This window comes from Motilibacter aurantiacus, from assembly GCF_011250645.1.
GTDB classification, from domain to species: Bacteria; Actinomycetota; Actinomycetes; order Motilibacterales; family Motilibacteraceae; genus Motilibacter_A; species Motilibacter_A aurantiacus.
This window is the reverse complement of sequence record NZ_JAANNO010000012.1, coordinates 13,893-37,833: the sequence shown is the minus strand read 5'-3', so window position 1 is coordinate 37,833 and position 23,941 is coordinate 13,893. Positions and strand designations below refer to the sequence as shown.

At 74.8% G+C, this 23,941-nt stretch carries 21 protein-coding genes; 9 read left to right on the top strand and 12 right to left on the bottom strand.

What is annotated here, in order from left to right; all coding sequences use genetic code 11:
• Nucleotides 1-134: 134 nt before the first annotated feature.
• The 5 genes from G9H72_RS17330 to G9H72_RS17310 form a co-directional block, all read right to left on the bottom strand.
• Nucleotides 135-917: a glycoside hydrolase family 16 protein gene (locus G9H72_RS17330; protein ID WP_331272386.1), complete on the bottom strand. Its 783-nt coding sequence runs from the start codon at nt 915-917 to the stop codon at nt 135-137.
• On the bottom strand, nt 914-2,059 hold the full coding sequence (locus G9H72_RS17325) for a mechanosensitive ion channel family protein (protein WP_166173407.1): 1,146 nt from the start codon (nt 2,057-2,059) through the stop codon (nt 914-916). Before G9H72_RS17325 ends, G9H72_RS17330 begins: the two co-directional genes overlap by 4 nt.
• A 71-nt stretch (nt 2,060-2,130) precedes the next feature.
• Entirely contained in the window at nt 2,131-2,691 is a 561-nt protein-coding gene (locus G9H72_RS17320; protein WP_231127317.1) for a phosphatase domain-containing protein, read from the bottom strand.
• Nucleotides 2,692-2,702: 11 nt separating this feature from the next.
• Nucleotides 2,703-6,149, bottom strand: coding sequence for an AAA family ATPase (locus G9H72_RS23150; RefSeq protein ID WP_166173405.1), 3,447 nt, complete (start codon nt 6,147-6,149; stop codon nt 2,703-2,705).
• A gap of 1 nt (nt 6,150) precedes the next feature.
• Nucleotides 6,151-7,299 carry an exonuclease SbcCD subunit D gene (locus G9H72_RS17310; protein ID WP_166173403.1) on the bottom strand — a complete coding sequence of 383 codons (1,149 nt, stop codon included), beginning with the start codon at nt 7,297-7,299 and terminating at the stop codon, nt 6,151-6,153.
• A gap of 93 nt (nt 7,300-7,392) precedes the next feature.
• Here G9H72_RS17310 and G9H72_RS17305 point away from each other — a divergent pair, with 93 nt between their 5' ends.
• Entirely contained in the window at nt 7,393-8,868 is a 1,476-nt protein-coding gene (locus G9H72_RS17305) for a glutamate--cysteine ligase family protein (protein WP_166173401.1), read from the top strand.
• Between the two features lie 40 nt (nt 8,869-8,908).
• Entirely contained in the window at nt 8,909-9,508 is a 600-nt protein-coding gene (locus tag G9H72_RS17300) for an LURP-one-related/scramblase family protein (protein WP_231127315.1), read from the top strand.
• Nucleotides 9,509-9,825: 317 nt separating this feature from the next.
• Here the strand turns inward: G9H72_RS17300 and G9H72_RS17295 are convergent, their stop codons facing one another.
• Both G9H72_RS17295 and G9H72_RS17290 read right to left on the bottom strand, forming a co-directional pair.
• Nucleotides 9,826-10,572: an SDR family NAD(P)-dependent oxidoreductase gene (locus G9H72_RS17295; protein ID WP_166173399.1), complete on the bottom strand. Its 747-nt coding sequence runs from the start codon at nt 10,570-10,572 to the stop codon at nt 9,826-9,828.
• A gap of 23 nt (nt 10,573-10,595) precedes the next feature.
• On the bottom strand, nt 10,596-11,645 hold the full coding sequence (locus tag G9H72_RS17290; RefSeq protein ID WP_331272385.1) for an Rv2578c family radical SAM protein: 1,050 nt from the start codon (nt 11,643-11,645) through the stop codon (nt 10,596-10,598).
• Nucleotides 11,646-12,091: 446 nt separating this feature from the next.
• Here G9H72_RS17290 and G9H72_RS17285 point away from each other — a divergent pair, with 446 nt between their 5' ends.
• From G9H72_RS17285 to G9H72_RS17275, 3 genes are all read left to right on the top strand, one after another.
• Nucleotides 12,092-12,616 (top strand): hypothetical protein, encoded by a 525-nt coding sequence (locus G9H72_RS17285; RefSeq protein ID WP_166173395.1) that lies wholly within the window; start codon nt 12,092-12,094, stop codon nt 12,614-12,616.
• Nucleotides 12,617-12,662: 46 nt separating this feature from the next.
• Nucleotides 12,663-12,824, top strand: coding sequence for a hypothetical protein (locus G9H72_RS17280; RefSeq protein ID WP_166173393.1), 162 nt, complete (start codon nt 12,663-12,665; stop codon nt 12,822-12,824).
• 103 nt (nt 12,825-12,927) lie between these two features.
• A complete protein-coding gene (locus tag G9H72_RS17275) occupies nt 12,928-13,089 on the top strand; it encodes a hypothetical protein (protein WP_166173391.1) in 162 nt (53 codons plus the stop codon).
• Nucleotides 13,090-13,122: 33 nt separating this feature from the next.
• On the opposite strand, the gene G9H72_RS17270 is transcribed toward G9H72_RS17275, so the two are convergent.
• Both G9H72_RS17270 and rpsD read right to left on the bottom strand, forming a co-directional pair.
• The gene (locus G9H72_RS17270; protein WP_166173389.1) at nt 13,123-15,747 is read right to left on the bottom strand and encodes an AAA family ATPase; all 2,625 of its coding nucleotides are present in this window, start codon (nt 15,745-15,747) and stop codon (nt 13,123-13,125) included.
• Nucleotides 15,748-15,842: 95 nt separating this feature from the next.
• On the bottom strand, nt 15,843-16,454 hold the full coding sequence (gene rpsD, locus G9H72_RS17265) for a 30S ribosomal protein S4 (protein WP_166173387.1): 612 nt from the start codon (nt 16,452-16,454) through the stop codon (nt 15,843-15,845).
• Between the two features lie 54 nt (nt 16,455-16,508).
• On the opposite strand from rpsD, the gene G9H72_RS23145 reads away from it, so the two are divergent.
• Nucleotides 16,509-17,258 (top strand): DUF2470 domain-containing protein, encoded by a 750-nt coding sequence (locus G9H72_RS23145; protein WP_166173385.1) that lies wholly within the window; start codon nt 16,509-16,511, stop codon nt 17,256-17,258.
• 155 nt (nt 17,259-17,413) lie between these two features.
• Nucleotides 17,414-17,545: a hypothetical protein gene (locus G9H72_RS22580; RefSeq protein ID WP_269205335.1), complete on the top strand. Its 132-nt coding sequence runs from the start codon at nt 17,414-17,416 to the stop codon at nt 17,543-17,545.
• 73 nt (nt 17,546-17,618) lie between these two features.
• Here G9H72_RS22580 and G9H72_RS17255 read toward each other — a convergent pair whose 3' ends face one another.
• Entirely contained in the window at nt 17,619-19,094 is a 1,476-nt protein-coding gene (locus G9H72_RS17255) for an aminotransferase class I/II-fold pyridoxal phosphate-dependent enzyme (RefSeq protein WP_166173383.1), read from the bottom strand.
• 159 nt (nt 19,095-19,253) lie between these two features.
• Here G9H72_RS17255 and G9H72_RS17250 point away from each other — a divergent pair, with 159 nt between their 5' ends.
• Nucleotides 19,254-20,393 carry a carboxylate-amine ligase gene (locus G9H72_RS17250; protein ID WP_166173381.1) on the top strand — a complete coding sequence of 380 codons (1,140 nt, stop codon included), beginning with the start codon at nt 19,254-19,256 and terminating at the stop codon, nt 20,391-20,393.
• An 81-nt stretch (nt 20,394-20,474) separates the two neighbouring features.
• On the opposite strand, the gene G9H72_RS17245 is transcribed toward G9H72_RS17250, so the two are convergent.
• The gene (locus G9H72_RS17245; RefSeq protein WP_166173379.1) at nt 20,475-21,110 is read right to left on the bottom strand and encodes a GNAT family N-acetyltransferase; all 636 of its coding nucleotides are present in this window, start codon (nt 21,108-21,110) and stop codon (nt 20,475-20,477) included.
• 14 nt (nt 21,111-21,124) lie between these two features.
• Entirely contained in the window at nt 21,125-22,597 is a 1,473-nt protein-coding gene (locus G9H72_RS17240; RefSeq protein ID WP_166173377.1) for a multicopper oxidase family protein, read from the bottom strand.
• Nucleotides 22,598-22,990: 393 nt separating this feature from the next.
• Here G9H72_RS17240 and G9H72_RS23490 point away from each other — a divergent pair, with 393 nt between their 5' ends.
• Nucleotides 22,991-23,914 carry a cold-shock protein gene (locus tag G9H72_RS23490; RefSeq protein ID WP_407939602.1) on the top strand — a complete coding sequence of 308 codons (924 nt, stop codon included), beginning with the start codon at nt 22,991-22,993 and terminating at the stop codon, nt 23,912-23,914.
• Nucleotides 23,915-23,941: the final 27 nt, after the last annotated feature.

Genomic DNA, 23,941 nt, shown 5'->3' with positions numbered 1-23,941 from the left:
TGGCGGCCCGCTGTCCAGGCCGATCCGCACTGTGCTGGGTCCACCCCCGAGCGCGCCATGACCACTTCGAGTTATTGACGCGATCTCGTCGTCTCCGCTATCGGAAACGGATCAAGAATCGTCGTCGACCCGGGCTACAGGTAGCCGCGCACCCAGTCCACGATCAGTTCGGGAACCGCGGCTGCGTCGTCACCCGTCGAACGCTCCGGGAAGTCGAACACGCCGATCATCAACTGCATGGGATAGGACGGCGCGCCGGTGCAGGTGCGCACCAGTTCGCCGTCGACGTAGAAGTCGACGCGCCCGTCCGTCCGGTCTGCGCCGTAGACGTGGAACTCCGACACGTCGAGCGGCAGGTCGAGGGCGGCGAAGTCCTCGCGGACCTCGGGGTCGCGGAAGGCGTGCAGCCCCGTCCCGACCGCTGTCGACCGGCCCGGCACCACCGCGTGACCGAACATCTCGGCGACACACACCTCGGCGCTGCGCTCCGGGACATCCTCCAGCCCCACGAGCCAGAACGCGACCATCGACCGGGCGGACACGACGCCACGAGCGCGGATCGCGACGTACCCGGAGTCGGGGGCCCAGCCCACGAAGGACGGCTGCTCCTCCCGTACGGTGAGCCCCGGGCGGTAGGGCTGCTGGCCCCGGGTGCTTCCGACGGGCCCGGACCGGCTCGCGGACTGGACTGCCGAGACGCGCAGCGGCGGCGTGTGGTCCCCGGCGCACCACACCCTTTGGCCGGGCGGGATCGACAGCCGCAGGCAGGAGCCCTCGATCTCGTACGTCGCGGCGCTCCGCGCCCGCGAGCTCCAGGCGGGCAAGTAGTGCGGTAGCCACACCGACCGGTCGAGCGTCGGGGCATCGAACTCGTCGGCGAAGGCGAGCCGGGAGCGGCCGGGGGGCAGCGTGGTCACGCGCCCGACCTTGCCCGTCCCGGCGTGCCCTCGTCCATCTCCTTCTCGATGCCCTTCTCGATGCCCGAGCCCTCGTACGCGACGAGGAACGGGCTGCCGGCGGTCGGGGCGATCTCGGCCCGCGTGCGAGGGAGCGCGTACGGGTGGTTGCGCTGGAGCCAGGTGAGCAGCTGCTCGCGGATGTCGCACCGAAGGTCGAACGCGCTGGGCGCGTCGTGTGCGGACGCCAGCACGCGCACGACCATCGTCGTCTCCGTCGTGTCGGTCACCTGCAGGACCCAGTCGCGCCTGTCCCACAACGGCGACCCCTCGATGACGTCGCGGGCGTGCCGGCGCAGCTCCTCCAGCGGGGTGGCGAAGTCCAGGTGCAGCTGGACGGCCCCCAGCACCCGCGACTCCTTGCGGGTCCAGTTCTGGAAGGGGTTGCTGGTGAACCAGCTGGTCGGCAGGACCAGGCGACGCTCGTCCCACAGGTGCACGACGACGTAGGTCAGCGTCAGCTCCTCGATACGGCCCCACTCGCCCTCGACGACCACCACGTCGTCGATGCGCAGCGCGTCGGTGAAGGCGAGCTGGATACCGGCGAACACGTTGCCCAGAGTGGCCTGGGCGGCGAACCCGGCGATCGCGCCCGCGATGCCTGCGGAGGCCAGCAGGGAGGCGCCGACGGTGCGCATGGTGTCGAAGGACATCAGGATGGCCCCGATGCCGACCGCGGTCACGACGGCAGCCGTGATCCGACGCACGATGAGGATCTGGGTGCGCATCTTGCGGACCCGCCGGTTGTCCGTGACGTCGACCCGCAGCCGGGTGAAGGCCGCGTCCTGCGCGACGAAGAGCACCTTCACCACGAGCCACGAGACCGCGGCGATGGTCGCGATCACCAGCGCGTGCCGGACCACCCGCTGGACGTCGTCCGCCGGGAGCGGTGCGGCATCCAGCGCCTGCAGCAGCGCGAAGGAGACGAGGGTGCAGACCCATGCCCGGTGACAGGCCTCGTGCACCCGGCGGGCGAAGCCGCGGTAGCGCGGCGGCGGCACCCGGGTCACGACCTGGCCGGACAGCCAGCCGGCGACCGCCGCGGCCACCCCGGTCGTCGCCAGCACCAGCAGCGAGCGCCACAGGCTTCCCTCGTCGAACAAGCACCCTCCTTCTCGGTCGCGACCCCGCGCCGTGCCCCTGGCGGTCGCCCCGCCGCGCGGAAGGGGAACGGTCAGGTACGCCCTTCATGCTCCTGCGCGTCGAACAGCGTCTGCTGCGCGGCCCGGCCTGACGCGGGCGCCGGCGCGGTCATCCACGTGGCGTGCAGTACGGGAAACCCGGCCGCCCGAACGGCGTCCACCACCGCCTCGTCGTCATCGACCACCATCCGCACCGGCGCCGTCCGGGCCAGCTCGCGCAGCCGCTCCACCTTCACGGCCCGGGCGGGCCGCCGATCGCGCATCGAGCGCAGGACGACCCGGCCCGGAGGCAGGCCGTGGGCCCGCAGCCACGCCAGGGTGTCGGCCCGGCAGGAGGCGGGCCGTCCGCTGAGGTAGACGATCTTGTGGTCTGCGGCCAGGGTCGCCGCCACGGCGGCACCCTCGGCGAGCAGCCCGTCGGCCGGTGCCGCCGCGAAGAAGGCGTCCCAGTCCTTCGGACGGCTCTCCAGGTGGTGCAGCCGGTGGCGTACGTCGGCCAGCACCCCGTCGATGTCCAGGACGGCGTACGGGCGGCCCGCCTCGCCGTCGGTACCCGAGCTGGTCGCGCGGCCACTCGTCCCGTCCGTCCCCACGCCGGGCAACGCTAGGCGGCGTCGCTGCCCGCGGTGGGCGCAGGGGTGGCGTCCTCCGGCCCGTCGCCGAAGAGCAGCCCCTGGCCGGTCTCCTCGGGCACCGCCCTGCGCCGCCGCCCCTTCGCCGCTCGCCGCGGCTCCGGCGCGCCCGCCGGCACGTCAGCCCGGAGCTCGGTCGGCACGTCGGCGGGAACGGCGTCCGCCGCGCGGGCCCCCGTCGACGTGAAGGGCTCCTGCGGCGCGAGGTGCTGCGGGGACGCGGCTCGCGCCCGGACGACGACAGGAACGTGCGCGGTGACGGCGGCCGGCGGCAGCGAGCGGGCCGCGGCCTGCGCCGGGACGGCCGCCCCAGGGGCAGCGGCGCCAGGAAAGGCTGCGCCGGAGGAAGCGGCCACGGCGGGAGCAGTCGAGGACAGGTGGGCCTGCACGGCGGCGGAGAGGCCGACGGTCGAGCCGCTGCGGCCCTTGGCCACGAGGACCTGCGCGGGGATGCGCGCCCGCAGCTCGGACACGTGGCTGACCAGGCCCACGACCCGGCCGCCCTCGCGCAGGCCGTCCAGGACGTCGAGCACCTCGTCGAGCGTCTCCTCGTCGAGGGCGCCGAAGCCCTCGTCGACGAAGAGCGTCTCCATCAGGACCCCGCCGGCCTCGGCGGTGACCACGTCGGACAGCCCGAGTGCCAGGGCCAACGAGGCCATGAACGCCTCGCCGCCGGACAGCGTCGCCGGGTCACGCTCGGCGCCGGTCCACGCGTCGAGCACGGAGAGCCCGAGCCCCGCGCGGCCCCTGCCGCCGGCCACGTCGGTGTGCACCAGGCTGTAGCGGCCGCCCGACATGCGCTGCAGCCGCTCGGTCGCGGCGGCGGCGACCTGCTCGAGCCGCGCCGCCAGCACGTACGCCGAGAGCCGCATGCGCAGCGTGTTGTCCGGGCTCGTGCCCTCGCAGAGCGTGGAGAGCCGGGACGCCACCTCCGCAGCGGCCCGCAGCGGGGCGATGCGCTCCACGGCCTGCTCGACCTCGACGCTGACCTGCTCCAGCTCGACGGCGCGCTCGCGTGCACGGTGCGCCCAGGCCATCGCCCGGGCGTTCGCGGTGTCGGACTGCTCGGCGGCGCCGATCAGGCCCGCCTCGTCCGGAGCGGGGGCGGCCAGCAGCGCCTCGAGGGCGCCGTCGGCGTGCCCGGGCTCGGCCAGCCGGTCGGCGACGGCCGCGGCCTCGGCGTCGTGCGCCGCGACCTGGCCCTCCAACCGGGCCAGCGCGGCGGGCGCCAACCCGGCCGCTCGTGCGGCGGAGACGTCGCCGAACCCCCGCTCGCGCGCGGCCTCGAGCGCGTTCTCCTCGGCCTGGGTGGCCTCCGCCACGAGGCGGGCGGCGTCGACCGCCGCCTCGACGGCGCCGGTGAGCGTCGAGCGCAGCGCCTCCAGGCGCATCCGGCGGGCGTACACGCCGGCGTCCTCCCCCCGGGCGGCGTCGAGCCGGGCGCGCAGTCCGCCCGCCTGCTCCAGCGCGGTGGCCGCTGCGGCGGACAGCTGCGCCTCGCGCGTCGCGACATCCTGGTCCTCCGCGACGAGGGCCGCCTGCGCCTGCTCGAGATCGGTGACCGCCCGCTCGCAACGGGCGAGCTGCCCCGCCACCCCGGACAGGCGGCCCGTGGCGGCGCGGGCGCGCGCCAGGTCCTCCTGCAGCCGGGCGAGCGGCATCCCGCCCGCCCCGGCCTGAGCCGCCGCCAGCTCGATGCGGAGCCCTGCGTGCGCCTGCTCGCACCGCCGCCGCTCCGCCTCCGCCGCCTCGGAGGCGCGCTGGGCCGCCGCTTCCTCGTCGGCGCTCGCAGCCGACCCCGTGGCCGCCGGCTGCGGGTGCGAGCAGCTGCCGCAGACGGGGCACGGGCTGCCCGGCCCCAGCCCGGCGGCGAGCTCGGCCGCCATGCCGTCGAGCCGGCGCTGGCGGGCGTCGAGCCAGGCCTCCCGGGCCTGCTGGGCGCGGTCGACCGCGGCGAGCTCCGCGGCGGACGCGGCCGCGACGGCCGGGGCGAGCTGCTCGGCGCGCATGGCGGCGGCGACGCGCGCCGTCAGCTCGGCCGCCTCCGCCTCCGAGCGCTCGAGCTCGGGCCCGGCCGCGCGCGCGGCGTCCCTGCGCTCGACCGCCCCGGCCAGCCGGTCGGGAAGGAGGGCCGACTCGCGCGCGATGTCCTCGCGGCGGCTGCGCAGGCGGGCGGCCTCGCCCTCGAGCGTCGCCGCCCGCCGGCGCAGCTCCCGCTCGGCGGCCTCGTCGCGCTCGAGGAGGGCCAGGGCCCCGCACTCGCCCGCGGCCGCCGCCGCCGCCCGGCGCAGCTCCTCGACGGTCGCCGCCCGCAGCGGCCGGGGCAGCGCGGCGCGGGCCTCGGACTCCGCGCGGGTCGCGGCGCAGGCGGCGGCCTGCGCCGTGGCCGCAGCCTCCAGGTAGGGCAGCACCGCAGCCGCCCGGCGCGCGCCCGCCACCCGCTCGGCGGCACGCTCGCGCTCCGCGCGCGACTCCTCGACCCTGCTCCGGCGGGCTGCCAGCTCGAGCGCGGCGCGCCGGCGGCGGCCCTGCTCCTGGGCCGCGGACGCCGCCGCGCGGGCGGCCCGGCACGCCTCGGCGGCGGTCGTGGCCGCGGCCGTGGCGGTGTCGGCATCGGCGAGCGCTGCTCGGGCGAGGTCGCGGACGGTCGCGAGCACAGCGTCGTCGTCGGTCCCGGCCGGCCTGTCGGGACCGGCAGCGTCCGGATCGGCGTCCGGCGAGCCCGAGGCGCCGTCGTCGTCCGGCCCGCCGCGGCCGGCGGCCTGGGCCGCCCGAGCGGACAGCAGCGTGAGCTCGAGCGCGGCCTCCTGCACCGCCTCGCGGCTGGCGCGCCGCTGCTCTGCCAGCCAGCCCTCGACCGCGCTGAACCGGTCGGTGGAGAAGAGCGCCTCGAGGATGGCCCGCCGGGCCTCCGCGTCGGCGCGCAGGAAGCGCGCGAACTCACCCTGGGGGAGCAGCACCACCTGACAGAACTGCTCGGCGCTCATCCCCAGCAGGTCACGGAGCAGGTGGCCGGCCTCGTCCAGCCGAGTGGAGAGGACGGCGGGCTCCCCGGAGGAGAGGTCCTCGAGCAGCACCTTCGCCGGCTGCCGGGTCACGCCCTCGCCGCGCCGCTTCGCCCGGTCCCAGGCCGGCCGACGGGCCACCCGGAGGCGCCGGCCGCGCACGGTCAGCTCGAGGACGACCTCGGTGGCCAGCTCGGCCGGCGCGTGGTCGCTGCGCAGCCGGGAGGCGCCCTGGCGCGCGCCCGGGACCACTCCGTAGAGCGCGAAGACGACGGCGTCCAGCAGGCTGGTCTTGCCGGCGCCGGTTGGGCCGCTGAGCAGGAACAGCCCGGCGGAGGCCAGCGCGTCGAAGTCGACGGACTCGGTCCCGGCGAACGGGCCGAACGCCGTGGCGGTGAGTGAGTGAAGGCGCACCTCAGGCCTCCGCCTCGGCCCGGCGGGCGGCCTCCAGGGCCTGCTGCAGCAGCGCGGCCTCCGGCGCGCTCGCGGCGCCGCCGCGCACGTGCTCCACGAAGCCGTGCAGCAGCGCGAGGTCGTCGAGCCCGCGGACCCGCTCGGAGTAGGACGCGACGGCGGCCCGGACGGTCAGCTCGGGCTCGTGCCCGAGCACCAGCACGTGGGGGAACCGGGCGCGCAGCCGCTCCATCGGCTCACGCGGTCGGGCCGGGTCGGTGAGGGTGACCTGGAGCCAGGACTGCTCGTGACGGGCGAGCGCAGGGTCGGCGAGCAGGGCGTCGAGCGTCCCGCGCAGCCGCGCGAGCGGGCGGGGGACGGGGCACGGCACGAGCTCGACCCCGGACAGGCCGTCCGGGCCGAGATCGACCAGGGCGACCGACTTGCTGTGGGCGGCCTCGGAGAAGGAGTAGGCCAGCGGGGAGCCGCTGTAGCGGGCCCACGGGGACACGGCCTGCGCGCCGTGCAGGTGGCCGAGGGCCGCGTAGTCGACCCCGGCGAAGGTCTCCACCGGCACGACGCTGACCCCGCCGACCGTGATGTCGCGCTCGCTGTCGGAGGGCAGGCCACCGGCCACGAACGCGTGCGCGGCGACCACGGAGCGGGCGCCGGGACGGCCCGCGAGGTCGGCGCGTACGCGGCGCATGGCCTCGCCGAGCACGCTGGCGTGGCTGCGGGTCGGGCAGCCGAGCCGGCCGGCCACGGCGTCGGGCTCGAGGTAGGGCAGCGGGTAGAACGCGACCGGGCCGTGCGCGTCGTCGAGGACCACCGGCTCGCCGAGGCGCCCCGGGTCCGTGCGCAGGTGGACGCCGGCCAGGTCCAGCAGGCGGGAGCCGAAGCCGAGCCGGGACGCGGAGTCGTGGTTGCCGCTCAGCAGCAGGACGCGTGCCCCGGTGGCGGCGAGCCGCGCCAGCGCGTCGTCGAACAGCTGGACGGCGTCCACGGAGGGCAGCGCGCGGTCGTAGACGTCACCGGCGACGAGCACCACGTCGACGCCCTCGGCCCGGACCAGGTCGACGAGGAAGTCGACGAAGGCCGCCTGCGGGCCAAGCATCCCCTCGCGGTGGAAGGAGCGGCCGAGGTGCCAGTCGGAGGTGTGGAGCACGCGCACGGCAGGCACGGTAGGAGGCGGCACCGACAAGACCCGGGAGGCGCGCGGCGCGAGCGGGGATTGCCCCCTCTGCCGCCCGGGGATCGAGGGGGCATGGGCAAACGTGTCGAGCGGCAGGAGTTCACGCGCGAGGACCGCCGCCGCTACCGGCAGAAGGCCCATCGCTGCCTGGACGTGCTCGGGCTGATGCTCGCGGAGGGGCGCTTCGACCGGGAGCGCCCGCTGACGGGCCTGGAGATCGAGCTCAACCTGGTCGACTCCCAGGGCCTGCCGGCGATGCGCAATGCCGAGGTGCTCGACCGGATCGCCGACCCGGCCTTCCAGACCGAGCTGGGGCGGTTCAACATCGAGGTCAACGTCGACCCGCGGCGGCTCGACGGGGACAAGCTGGACGGGCTCGAGCACGAGCTGCGCGGAGCCCTCGACGCGGCCGAGGCGCGCGCCCGTGAGGCCGGGTCCGGCATCGTGATGATCGGCATCCTGCCCACGCTGCGCGAGGGGGACGTCGGGCGGGCCGCGCTGTCGGAGGACCCGCGTTACGCGCTGCTCGACGAGCAGATCCTCGCCGCCCGCGGCGAGGACATCCCGTTGGAGATCTCCGGGCCGGAGGTGCTGTCGACGCTCGCGTCGACCATCGCGCCGGAGGCGGCCTGCACCAGCGTGCAGCTGCACCAACAGGTGCGCCCCGAGCGCTTCGCAGCGCATTGGAACGCCGCGCAGGTCCTCGCCGGGGTGCAGCTCGCGATGGGGGCCAACTCGCCGTACCTGCTCGGCCGCGAGCTCTGGCGGGAGACGCGCATCCCGCTGTTCACGCAGGCGACGGACATGCGCAGCGAGGAGCTCAAGGCGCAGGGGGTGCGACCGCGGGTGTGGTTCGGCGAGCGCTGGATCACCTCGGTGCTCGACCTGTTCGAGGAGAACCTGCGCTACTTCCCCGCGCTGCTGCCGCTGTGCGACGAGGAGGACCCGGTCGCGGTCGCGGAGGAGGGCAGAGCCCCCAAGCTCTCCGAGCTCACCCTGCACAACGGCACGGTCTACCGGTGGAACCGGCCGATCTACGACACCGTCGGCGGCGTCGCCCATCTGCGGATCGAGAACCGGGTCCTGCCTGCGGGCCCCACGGTCGTGGACGTCCTGGCCAACGGCGCCTTCTACTACGGCTGCCTGCGCTCCCTGGTCGAGGCGCACCGCCCGATCTGGACCCGGATGCCGTTCCGGGTCGCCGAGGAGAACTTCCTCGCCGCCGCCCGGCACGGTATGGCCGCCTCGTTCACCTGGCCCGAGGCCGGCCGCATCGCCGCGCCGGACCTCGTCCTCCGGCACCTGCTGCCGCTCGCGCACGCGGGGCTCGAGAGCGCGGGGGTGGACGCCGGAGTGCGCGACCGGCTGCTCGGCGTCATCGAGGGCCGCTGCATCGCCCGGCGCAACGGCGCCACCTGGCAGGTGCAGCAGTGCGCCCACCTCGAGCGGTCCGGCTGCGACCGGCGGACCGCCCTCCGGCTGCTGACACAGCGCTATGCCGAGCTGATGCACTCGAACCTGCCGGTCCACCAATGGCCGGTCGGATGAGCCACCGTCCCGTGTCGTCTGATTCTCCGAAGGGCAATTCGTGAGCTCTACAGCGCTGCTCGGCATCGAGCGGTTCCTGGTGCTGCAGCGGGTCGCCATGATGGTGAACCGCTACGAGGTCCGTGCCGTCGCGCCCGACGGGAGCCCGGGGGCGCTGCTCGCCCTCGCCCAGCAGAAGCGGGTCGCCTTCAAGGAGGAGGTCACGTTCTACGCGGACGAGGACCGGCGGACGCCGGCCTTCTCCTTCAAGGCCCGTTCTCGGATGGATCTCGGCGCGACGTACGACGTCCGAGACGCCGAGGGGACGCCCGTCGGCCTGTTCCGGAAGGACTTCGGCAAGTCGCTGCTGCGGTCCACGTGGCACCTCGAGGCGGCCGGCGTCCGGGCGACGGGGCGAGAGCGCAACGCGAACGTCGCGCTCGCCAGGCGGGCCTGGGAGCTGCTGCCGTTCGTCAACGACCTGCCCTCGCCGTTCCGGTTCCACTTCGACTTCGTCGACGAGTCCGGCCAGCTGGTGCTCAGCTCGCAGCGGCTGCGCTCGTTGCGCGACCGCTACGAGGTCACCGTCCCCGGGGGAAGGCTCGACGGGCGAGTGGCGGCAGCGATGTGCGTCGCGCTCGACGCGCTGCAGTCGCGCTGACGCGGCCGCCTCCTCCAGCTCGGCCCGACGTGGCTGAGCCCCGCCCGCGTCCGGCCACGTTGCGAGCCGTCCCGGCCGGGCCGGTGCCGGCCGGGTGCGGGTCCGTCCGCTCCGCCTCCGGCCGCGGTCCCGTCGAAGCCCGCGGCACAGGAGTCGCCGCTGCGGGCGATGCCGAGCTCGGCCCCGCCCCCTGTGGCCGAGATGTCGACCCGGCCCGTGTCGCGACAGCGCCCGGGCCACACCGACAGGGACCCGGGATCGCGACGAGGCCCGGCCGGGACGACGAGCACGTTCCACACGCCCGTCGTCCCGCCCGGCTACCTGCGGTGCACGTCACGCGCCGAGGCCTGGTCGCGGGGGAACAGGTCGATCCGCGCCACCGAGACGTGCGCCGGCCGGGTCACCGCCCAGGTGACGACCTCGGCGACGTCCTCGCCGGTCAGCGGGGTCATCCCGTCGTAGACCGCGTCGGCCCGCTCGGTGTCGCCGGAGAAGCGCACGGCGGAGAACTCGGTGTTGACCAACCCCGGTGCGATCTCGATGACGCGGACCGGCTCCCCGAGCAGCTCGAGGCGCACGGTGTCGACGACCGCGGCGGCGGCGTGCTTGGCGCCGGTGTAGCCCGCGCCGCCGACGTAGGTCTGGTGCCCGGCCACGCTGGTGATGACGACGATCCGGCCGTTTCCGGAACGGCGCAGGGCGGGCAGGAAGGCGTTGATGGTCCGCGGCAGGCTCAGGACGTTGGCTTCGTACATCCAGCGCCAGTGCCCCTCGTCCCACTTCTCCACCGGGTCGAGGCCGAGCGCGCCTCCGGCATTGCAGACCAGGACTTCGCACGTCTCGATCCCCGCGGCGAACCCTCGGACGGAGCCCGAGTCCGTGACGTCGACGCGCCGCGTCGTCACGTCGACGCCGCTGATGCCGTCGGCGACCTCCCCGAGCCGGTCCTCGCGCCGGGCGCCGAGCAGCAGCGGGAAGCCCGCCGCACCGAGTGCCCGTGCCGTCGCGGCGCCGATGCCACTGCTCGCGCCGGTGATGACCGCAGTGCCTCGCGAAGTGACCACGGGCCGACACCGTACTGGCCCGCTCAGAGCAGCGTCAGCTGGGCGGGCTCCGGAGCGGGTGCGGGGCGGGCGAGCCGAGCGCGTTCGTGGCCGGTGCGCCAGCGGGTCGTGGCCCGCCGACCGATCCCGTGCTTGTCGGCCAGCTCGCGGACCTGGCGCGCGACGTGCTCCTGGTAGCCCTTGGGGGCGTAGGAGCCGGCGGCGTACAGCGCCTGGTAGCGGGCGGCCAGCTCGGGGTGCTCGCGCTCGAGCCACGACATCCACCACTCGCGGGCGCCGGGCCGCAGATGCAGCACGATCGGCGTGAGGTACGCCGCCCCGGCCGCTGCGGCGGCGGCCACGGTGGCCTCGAGCTGGGCGGGGGAGTCGGTGAGACCGGGGAGGATGGGCGCCATCAGCACCCCGCAGCGGATGCCGGCCTCGTTCAGGGCGGCCACGGCCTCGAGCCGGCGCATCGGCGCTGGCGTCCCCGGCTCGACGCCGCGCCAGAGCGTCTCGTCCACGAAGCCGACGGAGAGCGCGGTGGACACGTCGGTGCGGTCGGCTGCGTCGGTGAGCAGGTCGAGGTCGCGCAGGATGAGCACGCCCTTGGTCAGAATCGAGAACGGGTTGTTGGCGTCGCGCAGCGCCGACACGACACCCCGCATGAGGCGGTAGCGCCCCTCGACCCGCTGGTACGGGTCCGTGTTCGTCCCCAGGGCGACGTGCTCGCCCTTCCACCGGCGGCCCGCCAGCTCGCGCCGCAGCACCTGCGCGACGTTGACCTTGACGAGCACCTTCGCGTCGAAGTCGGCACCCGAGTCCAGGTCGAGGTACTCGTGCGTCTTGCGCGCGAAGCAGTAGCGGCAGGCGTGGGAGCAGCCGCGGTAGGGGTTGACCGTCCACGAGAACGGCACCTGCGAGGCCGCCGGCACCCGGTTGAGCGCGGACCGGGCCTGCACCTCGTAGAAGGTCATGCCGCGGAACGCGGGGGTGTCGAAGGTGCGCGCCACGGCTCCCCGGGGCAGCAGTGGAAGCGCGTCGCCCAGGGAGGGCTCCTCGTCGGCGTCGAGGCGCAGATTGTCCCATCGCACGGGCATCAGTAGAACATACGTTCGACCGATCCGGTGGCAGCCGCCCAGGCTGTGCTCGGGCCGGGCTGGGTGCCGGCGGCCGCCTACCCTGCGCTTCGGCCTCCGTCGCCGGGTCGGAGCGACCTCAGGGCCCGTGCCCTCGCAGCGGCGGCACCGGCGGCGTCAGTAGGGTGCCCGGGCTCCCACCGGACGTCGTTTCTCCGGTGCACCGGGCCCGGGCCTGACGAGCCCCCAGGACCGGGCGTGTCGGCTCAAGTCGGACGCCGGGCCGCCGATGAGCACATCGAGCGGCAGGAAGGGCTCGGAGCGGACGCGCAGCCGCCCCGGCGCCGCGCCGGCTGCAGACACTGCGCGGTTGTTGTAGTACGCCGGTCCCGGCCTTGCCCCCGAGGCGCCGGGGCCGGCGTCGCCATGCCGAGGTCGCGCGAGCAGGAGGAGGTTCAGCGGTGCGGAGGTCCTTGCGCAGCCCCGTCCTCGCCGCCGGGCTGAGCCTGGCCGGGGCGCTGGCTGCGCTCGCGGCCGTGGCGGGCACGCCCGCCGAGGCCGACGTGCAGGTCGTCCTGCCGCCGATCGGCCCCGGCCGCGGGACCGGCCAGCCCGGCACCGTGAGCCCTCCGCCGGCCTGCGACCCCCGCTCGCACGGCTACCAGCGTCAGGTCACCCCTGGCGTGACCCCGCGCAACGGGGCCCTGGCCGTCTCGTGGCGGCACATGAAGGACCCGGACATCACCGCGTACCGCGTGGCCGCGGTGCCCAAGCGGCTGGTCAGCGGAGAGCAGCCGGCCGTGAGGTGGACGACGGTCAAGCCGTCCGCGCAGTGCTTCGCCACCATGAGCGTCACCATCCGCGGGCTGGCCCGCAAGGCGCCGTACGACGTCTGGCTCGACGTGGTCGTCAAGCGGACCGCGCCCGGTGTGGGCGGCAGCCGTGACCTGAACCTGGGCCGATCGGGTGTTGTCTGGACGCTCTAGGCGTCCGGTGCCACCTGCGGCTCGCGGGACCGGCCACACTCGCGGTATGGACAAGATCTCCTCCCCGAACGCCGGCTCGGGCGCCGTCGAGGTGCTCATGATCCGTCGCACGCTGACGGACATCCAGAACAAGGCCGCCAAGCTCCTCGCCGAGCTGCCCTCCGACGCGCAGGCGTCCACCCCGGCCAAGCCGGGGCTCTACCTCTGACGCCTCGGCGTGTCGGGCCCGCGGCGCTGATCCGCCCGGGTGACGTCGCGATCGAATGGTGGCCGGCAGCTCAGGGCGGCCGTTCCGCTGCCGACGGGCGGGCATGACCCAGATCTCCCCGATCGACGCCAACCCCGGTGCCGCGCAGGTGCTCATGCTTCGCCGGGTCCTCGACTCCCGGCAGGACGCGGCGGCCCAGCTGCTCGCGGTGCTGCCCGAGCTGCCGCCCGCGGTCGCACCCCAGCGCCCGGGCCTCTACCTCTGACCCCTCCCGCTGCCGTGCGGGCGCGGGCCGTTGTCACAGCCCCTCGTCCGCGGGCATGCCCAGGGCGGCCGGGAGCTCGGCCCGCGTGCTGATGCCGAGCTTCTGATAGGCCCGGTTGAGGTGGTTCTCCACGGTCCGCGTGGAGAGCACCAGCGCCGCGGCGATGTCGCCGCTGCGCAGGCCCGTCGCCGCCAGCAGCGCGATCTCGCGCTCCCGGCCGGTCAGCGCTGCAGCAGCCGGCGTGTCGGTCAGGGCCGGCGTGACCGCCCCTGCCGTGGCCTGCTCCCACCGGGCGGCCGACCGTCGGCAGGCTGCCGCCCGGCGGGGGTCACCGGACCGGGTGTACGCGGCCGCGGCCAGCGACGCCGCCTCCCGGGCGAGCAGGGCGGAGCCGAGCTCGCCCAACCGGAGCGCGGAGCGCTCCAGGAGCTCGGGCTCGTCCGTCGCCACGCCGTGGGCCAGGGCTGCCTGTGCCGTCACGAGCGGGGCGTCGAGCGCTTCTGCCAGCTCGGCCAGGCGCCCGGCCCCGTCGGCGTTCCCGGTCCGTGCCGAGTCGCACAGGAGCGTGACCTCGGCCGCCACCAGGCCGGTCTCGCGCGCCCGCTCCGCCGCTGCGGCCAGGACCCGGTGGGCCGCGCCCAGCTCACCCCGCGCGACCGCCGCCCAGGCCCGGCCGCGCTCGACCAGATCAAGCTCGAGCAGGGCCCAGTCACCGCGCTCGGCCGCGTCGAGCTCGTCGACGGCCCGGGCCGCCACGTCGCCCTGGCCGAGCTGTCCGGCGACGAGCGCGACCCCGCCCAGGCACCACCTCAGCGCGGCGGAGTCGTGGAGCTCGCGGTTGATCGCGGCGCCCTCGCGCGCGACGTCCAGCGCCTCGGCGAGCCGTCCCTCGGCCAGCAGCGCCCACAGCAGCACGAGCGCCCCGGTCGCCCGCAGCTCCTCGTCGTTCGTCGCCGCGGTGGTCGCCACGAGCTCGCGAGCGCACGTGGTCGCCTCCGCGAGCTGCCCCCGCGCGCTCAGCGCCAGGACCCGCGGCACGAGCTGGACCTCGGCCGGGATGTGGCTGGCGCCGGTGGCCCGGTGCGACCGCTCGCCCTGGACGCTCAGGGCCACCGCCTCGGCGAACCGCCCCTGCATCCACAGGGCGAGGGCGCCCGGGTAGGAGCTGCGCGCGTAGTCGCGGGACGTGGGGTCGAGCAACGGCTCGAGGGTGCGGTACGCCAGGGTGGGGCGGCCGGCGAACACGTGCTCGAACGCGAGCCGCTGCAGGAGCAGGGCGCGGGTGCCGGGCTCGGTGATCGTCGGCAGGGCGCGCTCGACCGCGGCCACGGCGTCGGCGTATCGCCCCAGCTGGTTCGACAACAGGTAGGCCTGGCCGTTGATGACCCGGACGCGCTGCTCGTCGTCGTCTGCGAGCGGCAGGAGCTGTTCGAAGAGGGCCAGGGCCTCGTCGCGCCGTCCCTGTTTGAACATCGACTCGGCGAGCCGGATGGCCGCGGGCACGCCGGCACCTGCTTGCCAGGCCGCGGCCGCCACCCGCTCGGTGACCGACCAGTCGAGGCCGACGGTCGCCTCCTCCGCCGCCCGGGCGAGGACGCCGGCGTCGCCCGGCAGCCCCGCGTCAAGCTGCCACAGGGCGAGCCGGAGGGCGTCGCCGCGGCGACGCAGGCTGGTCCCGGCGAGGGACGTGGCGAGCGCACGGCGTACGCGCCGGGCCCGTAGTGCCGGCAGCCGCGCCCGTGCGACCTCGCCGTAGAGCGGATGGGCCAGCCGGACCTCGTGCCGCCGCCCGTCGACGTGCAGCTCGATCAGCTCGGCCCGCTCGAGCTCCTCGAGCCCGTCCTCGCCGGCTTGCTCCTCGAGCCATCCGAGCCCGAGCGGGCCGGCGACCGCGAGCAGCTCGACGGCGGCCGCCGCCCCGGGGTCGAGCCGGTCGAACCGGGCGGCGAGCAGCTCGACCAGAGCGGCGGGCGCGGGCGGTGGCCCGGACAGCAGCCAGACCCCGCCGCGCTCCGCCAGCAGCCCGGCCGCCGCAGCGCTGCGCAGCAGCTCGTGCAGGTAGAGCGCGTTGCCGCGGCTGAGGTCGGCGAGCACGTGCGCCGTCCGGGAGTCGACGGGGCCGCCGAGCGTGGCGGCGGCCAACCGGCCCACGTCCGCCTCGTCGAGCACCCCGACCTCCAGGCGCTGGACCCAGGGGTAGCGGGCCAGGGCGGACACCGCGTCGGGTGGCCGGGCACCCGAGCGGACCGTCGCGACGACCGGGAGGTCGCGGTCCGCGACCACCTGGTGCAGGAGGGCGGCCGAGGCGTCGTCGAGCAGGTGGGCGTCGTCGACCACGAGGGCGGCGCCGGCCGCAGCGGCCTGCTCGCCCAGTCGTGTGCGGGCCGCACGCAACAGGTCGAGTGAGCCTCCCGCGCCGTCCAGGTCGCCGGTCAGGACTCCGGCGAAGGCGCCGAGCGGGATCGTGCGCGCGGCCTCGCTGCCCACCGCGAGCAGCGCTGCGGCACCGCTGAGAGAGCGGCTCGCCTCCTGCGCCAGCCGGGTCTTGCCGACCCCGGCGTCGCCGGTGAGCAGGACGGCCTCGGCCGGGCGCCGTCGCAGGGCTGCGTACAGCGTCCTCAGCTCCGCGTCGCGGCCGACGAGCGGGCTCTGCAGCACGGCCCTCAGTCTCGGCACCCGGCGCGCGGCGCGCAACGCCCCGCGACGGGCTGCCCGGCCTGCGCCTCCGGCGGGCTGGTGCCGTCGGTGTCGTGTCAGCGCGAGTAGTGCTCGACGACCAGCTGCTCTTCGCAGATCACCGGGACCTCGGCGCGCTCCGGCATGCGCAGCAGGCGCGCCTCGAGCTCGGTGAGCCGCACCTCGAGGTACGGCGCGGTGCGCTCGCCCGTGTGGGCGCCCGCCGCCGCCACGACGAAGGGCTGCTTGGCCCGGCTGCGCTCGCAGATGGCGACGACGTCGCCGGGGCGTACGCGGAAGGACGGTCTGTCGACCCGCCGGCCGTTGACCACGACGTGCCGGTGCGTGACGGTCTGGCGGGCCTGGTAGATGGTCCGCGCGAACCCAGCGCGCAGCACGACCGCGTCCAGCCGCGTCTCCAGGTCGGCGACCAGCGCCTCTCCGGTCTTCTTCCCGACGACCTTGGAGGCCTTGTCGAAGGCGTTGCGCAGCTGCTTCTCGCTGATGTCGTACTGCGCGCGCAGCCGCTGCTTCTCCAGCAGGCGGACCTTGTAGTCCGAAGCCTGCTTGCGGCCGCGGCCGTGCTGGCCCGGCGGGTAGGGGCGCGCCTCGAAGTACTTCACGCACTTCGGGGTCAGTGGGATGCCGAGGGCGCGGCTGCGCTTGACCTTCGGGCGGGACGTGTTCATGCTCCTCCTCATCGACTAAGGCAAGGCTAACCTATCTTCGACGAGGAGCTGCTCGTGCCGATCTCTGCTGCCGCTGCCGGGTCCCCGACCGGCCGCCCCCGCCTGACCGCCGCCGAGCGGGTGCGGTCGATCGTCCAGGCCGCGGGGTCGGTGACCCTGGTGACCGGCACCCATCGGGCGCACCTCGAAGGCCTGCACAGGGTTGCTCCGGACGGTGCCCTGCTGCTCGCCCTGCCCCATGACGCCCGGATCGCCGTCGAGGCCGGGCAGGAGGGCGGCTTGCCGGCGCTCGTCGAGCTCACCGACATTGCTCCGGTCGCCGTGCGGGCCCGGGTCCGCGCCCGCGCCATGCTCGCCGGCTGGCTGGAGCCGGACGGCGAGCTAGATGGTGCGCTGGACGGTGAGCTGGGCGAGGGGCGGCAGTGGCGGTTCACCCCGGTCGAGGTCACGCTGGAGGAGGAGGGGCGCCGGGTCGAGCTGGAGGGCGAGGAGTACGCCACGGCGGGCCCCGACCCGCTCTGCTGCCTCGAGGCCGACCTCGTCGCGCACCTCGACGCCGCGCACCGGCCGGAGCTCGACGCGCTGCTGCACGCCTGCCCGCCTGCGCTGGACGGCGGCCGGCGCACCCGGCCATTGCGGCTCGACCGGTACGGGCTCACCCTGCGAGTAGAACGGCTCTCCGGCTCCTGCGACGTCCGGGTCCCGTTCCCCCGGCCTGTCCGTGACGTCGAGGAGGCGGGCACGGCTCTTCGCGCGCTCACCGCCGCAGCGCTCGCCGCGCGGCTCGACCGCCCGCAGGGCTGACCCGCGGGCCCGCCGTCGGGTTGCCCCTCCGGCCCTTCGACCCCCCTCGTCCCGGGACCTTGGATGTCGCTCGGCCAGGTCATCACCGGCGGTGCCGTGCCGACCGAACCTTCCAGTACGCGGCCGACGGGGCCGCTTCTCGAAGGGGGAATCCTGTGAGCTCGGACTACAAGCCCAGCGGCAACGTCATCTACACCGCGGAGCGCACGCGTGCCCTGCTCGCCCGTCGTCGCCGTCCGGTGGTCGAGGCCCCGCCCGTCCCGGCGAGCGCGCCGCAGGCTGCCTGACCACGCCTGCTCACGCACGAAGCGATAATCCGGTCACCGGCTTCGGTGAAGCGCACGCCCTGTTTCACGTGCATCAGCGGTCGGCCACGACCCGCACCGTCGCCATGGAGGGGTCCGCGGCGTCCGGGATCAGCATCCCGGCGGCGACGCCGGTCACCAGGTAGTCCATCGCCTCGGCGGTGATGCGCTCGCCCGGCGCCAGCACCGGCACGCCCGGGGGATAGGGCGAGGCCATCTCGGCCGCGACCCGTCCGACCGCCCGGTCCGCGGCCACCTGCTCCACCGGCCCGAAGAACGCCTCGCGCGGCAGCATGACGGTCTCCAGCTCGAGCGAGCGCGGGGGCGGCAGCTCCGCCTGTGGCTGCGACCCGATCCGGTCGCCGTCGCGTACCAGCCGGCGGAAGGCCTCCACGAGAGCGCTGACCGTGCTGTCGTCGTCGGCGTGGGTGAGCCGGGCGCTCACCCGGCACTGGTCCATCGAGCCCAGGTCGACGTGGTACTCGGCGCGCATCCAGTCCGCCGCCTGGTAGCCGGAGACCCCGAGCCCGCGCACGTCGACGGTGATCGCGAGCGGGTCGAGGTCGTACGCCCCCTGCGGGCGGACGACCTCGCGCCCCATGAGCGACAGGCCCGGCAGCGCGTCGATCTCCCCTCGAGCGGTCGAGGCCAGCTGCAGCGCCCGGCCGAGCAGCTCGTGCCCGTGCTCGGCCATCTGCCGGCGCCAGCCGTCCAGCGAGGCGTAGACGAGGCTGGACGAGCTGGTCGTGCCCAGCAGGTCCTCGCGCTGCTTGAGGACGGACGGGTCGACCCGGTCGCCGCGCAGGTGGAACACCGAGCTCTGCTCGACCGCCGCGCCCATCTTGTGGACGCTGGTGACCACCAGGTCGGCTCCTGCGTCCATGCCCCACGACGGGAGCTCGTCGTGGAAGGGCAGGTGCGCTCCCCACGCCTCGTCGACGATGAGGGGCACCCCGAACTCGTGGCACACCTGCGCCACCCCCTCGATGTCCGCGCACGTCCCCCAGTCCGTGGGCGTGATGAGGAGCATCCCCTTGGCGTCGGGGTTCGCCTCGAGCTCGCGCCGTACGTCCGACGGCTCCGGCGGGTGGGCGAGGGCCAGCTGCTCGTCCCAGTGCGGGTGCACCCACACCGGTCGCGTCCCGTTGACGATGACGGCCGCGACCACGGACTTGTGCGCGTTGCGGGAGATCAGCAGCTTCTCACCGGGTCCCGCGACCGCCAGCATCGCGGTCTTGACCGACAGTGAGCTGCCGCAGGTGGAGAAGAAGGCGGTGTCGGCACCCACCGCGTCGGCCATCAGGCCCTCGGCCTGGGACAGCACGCCCTGGGACTCCCTGCGGTCGTCGAGCCCGTTGAGCGTCAGCACGTCCGACCGGAAGACGCCCTCGCCCATGACATCGAGCACCCTCGCGTCCACGCCGCGGCCCTGCTTGTGGCCGGGCGGGCCGAAGACCAGGTCGCCTCGTCTGCGGAACTCCTCCAGCGCCTCGAGCACCGGCACCCTCGACTGGTCCTTCGACTGGCTCATGTCCGACTCCTCGTCCGTGCTCGGTCGCAGCGACGAGCCCGGTGCCCGTTCCGGGGTCACCTACGCGTGCGGGGCCCGCGTCCCCGCGGCGTGAGCGCGATTCGGGGCGGGCAGGGTGGGAAGCACGGCATTCCCACGGCGGACCGGGAGGATCAGCACGTGACGACCGTCGTCCCCCCGTCGGGCGCGTCGACGCCGGCCCAGCCAGCAGGAGCGACGATCGGCGTGGAGGAGGAGTACCACGTCGTCGACGGCGAGACGCTGGCCCTGCGGGACTCCGCCGAGCTGAGCGCGGCCGCCATGCAGGGGCGGATGGGCCCCCGGATCCAGGCCGAGATCTCGACCGCCCAGCTGGAGACCGCGACCCCCGTCTGCCACTCGGCGGGCGAGCTCCGGTCCCAGCTGGCCGTGGCCCGGCGGCAGGCCGCCGCGGCGGCGGCCACGGTGGGCGGCGCGCTGCTGGTGGCCTCGACACACCCGTCCGCCACCTGGGAGCAGCAGCGCCTCACCGCTCGCCCGCGCTACATCGAGCTCTTCGAGAAGTGGGGAGTGCTGGCCCTGCAGCAGCTGATCACCGGATGCCACGTCCACGTGGCGGTGCCGAGCCTGGACACGGCGGTGGCCGTCATGGACCGGGCGCGGCCGTACCTGCCGACGGTCCTCGCCATGACGGGCAGCTCCCCGTTCTTCGAGGGCACCGACACCGGCTACGACAGCTACCGGACCCAGTGGTTCGCCCGTTGGCCCATCACCGGCCCCACGGAGCCGCTCGGCAGCGGGGACGAGTACCTCCGGTTGGTGGAGGACATGCGCCGCACCGGGGTGATCGGGGACTCGTCCTACCTCTACTGGGACGTCCGGCCGTCCGCGAGGTACCCGACGCTAGAGTTCCGCGTCGGCGACGTCTGCACGGAGATCGACGACGTGGTGCTCCACGCGACACTGCTGCGGTCGCTGACCCGGGTGCTCGCCGCGCAGGCCGACCGAGGAGTGGCCCCCGCCGACGTACGCGCGGAGCTGCTGCGCGCCGCCCGATGGCGCGCGGCGCGCTACGGGTTGTCCGACGCGCTGTTCGACCCGGTCGCCGGAGAGCTGGTCCCGGCCGCCGCGGCGGTGGACCGGCTGCTCGCGTTCCTCCGCCCGGACCTCGAGGACGCGGGGGAGTGGGACGAGGCCGCGGCGCTCGCGGCCCAGCTGCTCACCCGGGGCACGTCGGCGCACCGGCAGCGGTCGGTGCTGCAGCGCACCGGCGACCTGCGCGCGGTGGCGGCCTCCGTGGTCCTCGCGCCCGACGGCTGAGAAGGCCGCATCCGCCGGCCGGCGCACGGCGTCCTGGGGAGGACGGCTCCCGCCGCCCTGCCCGCGCGGCGCCGCACTCGGTCAGCGCGCCCGGGCCTCCAGCCCGGCCTTCACGGCGGGCCACTCCCCGGCGAGAACGCTGAACACGACGGTGTCGCGGAACGTCCCGTCCTCCCGGCGCATGTCCCGCCGGAGCAGTCCCTCCCGGACCGCGCCGAGCTTCGCGATGGCCGCCTGGGAGCGGGTGTTCAGGGCGTCGGTCTGGATCTTCACCCGGCCGTAGCCGCAGTCCTCGAAGCAGTGGGCGAGCAGCAGGAGCTTGGCCTCGGGGTTGACCTGCGTGCCCCACCAGCGCCGGCCGTAGAGGGTCGAGCCCACGTGGATGCTCTCGTTCGTCACGTGCGGCTCCAGCAGCGAGCTGGTCCCGACGAGCTCACCCCTCGGCCCGAGCGGGCCGTCGTCGGCGAGCCGGATCGCGTACGCCAACCGGCCGCTGCCGCGGCCGTCGAGCTCGCGCTGGCCGGCCAGGAACCGCTCGCGCGCCAGCACCACGCCGTCGGCCGCGGACGCTGGGCGCCGGTGCATGACGTAGCCGGAGGCGTAGACCTCGGGGTCGGCGAGCAGCGCTCCGACCTCCGGGAGGTCGGCTTCGGACAGCGGCAGCATCCGCAGTCGCGGGCCGGCCAGTTCCCGGCCGGGCGGAAGGGTGGCGGGCATGGCCCTCGCTCCGGTCAGGTCGTGTGGTCGTGCTGCGTGTGCGGGGCGGGGATGTCCGCCGCCGAGCCGCCCTTGGGGACGATGTCGAAGGTCGCCATCATGCCCAGGTCGCTGTGGAGCACGATGTGGCAGTGGAAGACGGACCGTCCGACGAAGTCGCGGATCGGCATGCGGAACGTGATGCTGCCGCCGTTCGGCGTCACCGGGTAGGTGTCCTCGTAGCTCTGCCGCTCGACCGGCTGGCCGTTGACGTGGGTGAGCTGGAACGGGTTGACGTGGATGTGGAACGGGTGCAGCAGGACGCTGTTGTTCACCACCGTCCACTCCTCGACCGTGTCGAGCTCGAGGGTGAGGTCGCAGCGGCTCGGGTCGAAGACCTTGCCGTTGATCGTGAAGCCGCCGGTCATGGAGAAGACGATCTCGCGCTTCTTGTCCACGGGGCGCCGCCGCAGGTCCTCGAAGGGCCGGTAGAAGGGCGTCGTGCTGCCGGGAAGCACGATCTTGTCCCGCCGGGTGACGATCGTGGCCACGTCGTGGTCGGGGGTGAAGAAGCCGGCGCCCATGTTGTAGGGCAGGGCGCGGAACCGGTAGCTGCCCGGTGCCGCCGCCTTGACGAGGACGTCGGCCCGCTGGCCCGGCGTGAGCGAGAGCCGCTCGATGGGCACGGGCTTCGCGAACGGGTGGCCGTCGGCACCGACCTGGATCATCGAGTGGCCCTCGAGCTGCAGGTGGAAGGCCGGGTCCGGGGAGGCGTTGACGATGCGCCAGCGCTCGGTCTGCCCGGTGGACATCTCGATCGTGGGAACCCGCTGGCCGTTGACGTGTGCGACCGTCTGCCGGACCAGGGTCGCGGTGAAGGGGACGAGGGCCCCCGTCGCGTCGAACTCGGGGCTCTGCAGCACCAGGACCCGCTCGGGGATGCGCTTGGTCAGCGCGTTCTCCTCGGCGCGGTCGCGCACGATGATCGCGCCGGCCATGCCGCCGAACAGTTGGAGCACGCCGTTGCCGTGCGGGTGCGGGTGGTACCAGTTGAGCCCGCAGAAGTGGTCCTCGGGGATGTCGAACTCGAAGTCGAACGTCTCGCCGGGGCCGATGTGCAGCAGGACGTTGTCCGCGCGCCCCTCCGGAGAGATGTGGAGGCCGTGGGTGTGCAGGTTGGTGGTCTCGTCGAGCTGGTTGACGAGCCTGATCCGGAGCTTGTCGCCGGGGTGCACGACGAGGGTGGGGCCGGGCACCTTCCCGTTGTAGGTGTAGGCCGTCACCACCTTGCCGGCCACGATCGTCTGGACCTTCTGGCAGACGAGAGTGACCTCGAGCAGGCCGTCCGCGCTCGTGAGGACCTCGGGCTGGGTGAGGGGGTTGGTGACCGCCGCCTCGACCTCGGGTGCGAACGGGTCGGTCAGCAGCCAGGTCGCCGCGGACGCGACGCCGAGGCCCAGCAGGGCGCGTCGGGACATCGGGAGCCGGTCAGCTTTGTGCTCGCCCATGAGCATTACCTCTCGATCCGCGCCCGTCTTTGGGTGCGCCACGACGATAGTTCTGCGGCCCGCGAAGTATCACCGGCGAACGGTGCCCGGGCAAGCAAGATCACTGAACTGCCATCACCCGGTCGCGCTGCGCGCCCGTTCGGGGAGGCAATGGTTGAACACCGCCGTACCCGCGCTTTGTTCCCGATAGGGGTGGGAGCCGTCCTGATACACGGGCCGATCCGCGGTGCCGGTCGCGCGCGGCGGCTGAAAGGGGGTTGCCAGGATGCCCGTGCCTCGTCCGGGGAAGGCTCAGGGCGGCGTCACCCCACGCGAGGCCGCCTCGGCGAGCCTGCGAAGGTGGGAGGGAACGAACCCGCTGCGGCGGGCCGGCTGGTGGAAGAGGGTTGTGGGATGCAGGGCAGCGTGCGCTGGTTCAACGCGGAGAAGGGCTTCGGTTTCATCACCCCGGACGACGGCGGGGAGGACGTGTTCGTGCACTTCTCCGCCATCGCGGACGAGGGGGGCTTCCGGACCCTCGACGAGGGCCAGCGCGTCGAGTTCGACGCAGCCCCCACTGACCGCGGGTTGCACGCCTCGAACGTCCGCGCCCAGGGCGGGCGCCCGACGAACCGCACCGACAGCCGCCCGGAGAGCCGTGGGGGATACCGCGACGAGCCGCGTCGCGACTCCCGGGACGCGCGTGACTCCTCCCGCCGGGACTACCGGGACCAGCCGCGCCGAGACTCCCGCGACGACCACGGCCGTGGCCGGGGGCCGGCCGGCGGACGTCGGGGCGGCGGGTTGGTGACGGGGACCGTCCACTGGTTCGACGGGGACAAGGGCTACGGGTTCATCACCCCCGACGACGTGTTCGTGCACTTCTCCGCGATCCGCAGCGGCGGCTTCCGTTCCCTGGAGGAGGGCCAGCGGGTCGAGTTCGTCGTGACCGAGGGGGAGCGCGGCCTGCAGGCCGAGGACGTCGGCGTGCTGGACGAGCGTCCCGCTCGCCGCGACCGGCGCGACGACGACCGCAGCTGGCGGGGGGACCGGGACGCCGGGCCGGGGCGCACCCGGGAGCCGCGGCGCCCGGTGGAGCGCAACCCCGCCGACGACGTGCCCGGGGGCCTGGTGCAGGGCACGGTCCAGTGGTTCAACGGCCAGAAGGGCTTCGGCTTCATCACGCCCGACGACGGCGGCGAGGACGTGTTCGTCCACTTCTCCGAGATCGACGACGCGTCCGGATACCGTTCCCTCGACGAGGGCCAGCGGGTGGAGTTCGGGCGGACGACGGGCGAGCGGGGGCTGCAGGCGGTGGACGTGCGGCCGGTGGACTGAGGCCGTCCCCCGCCGAGCCGGCGGCTC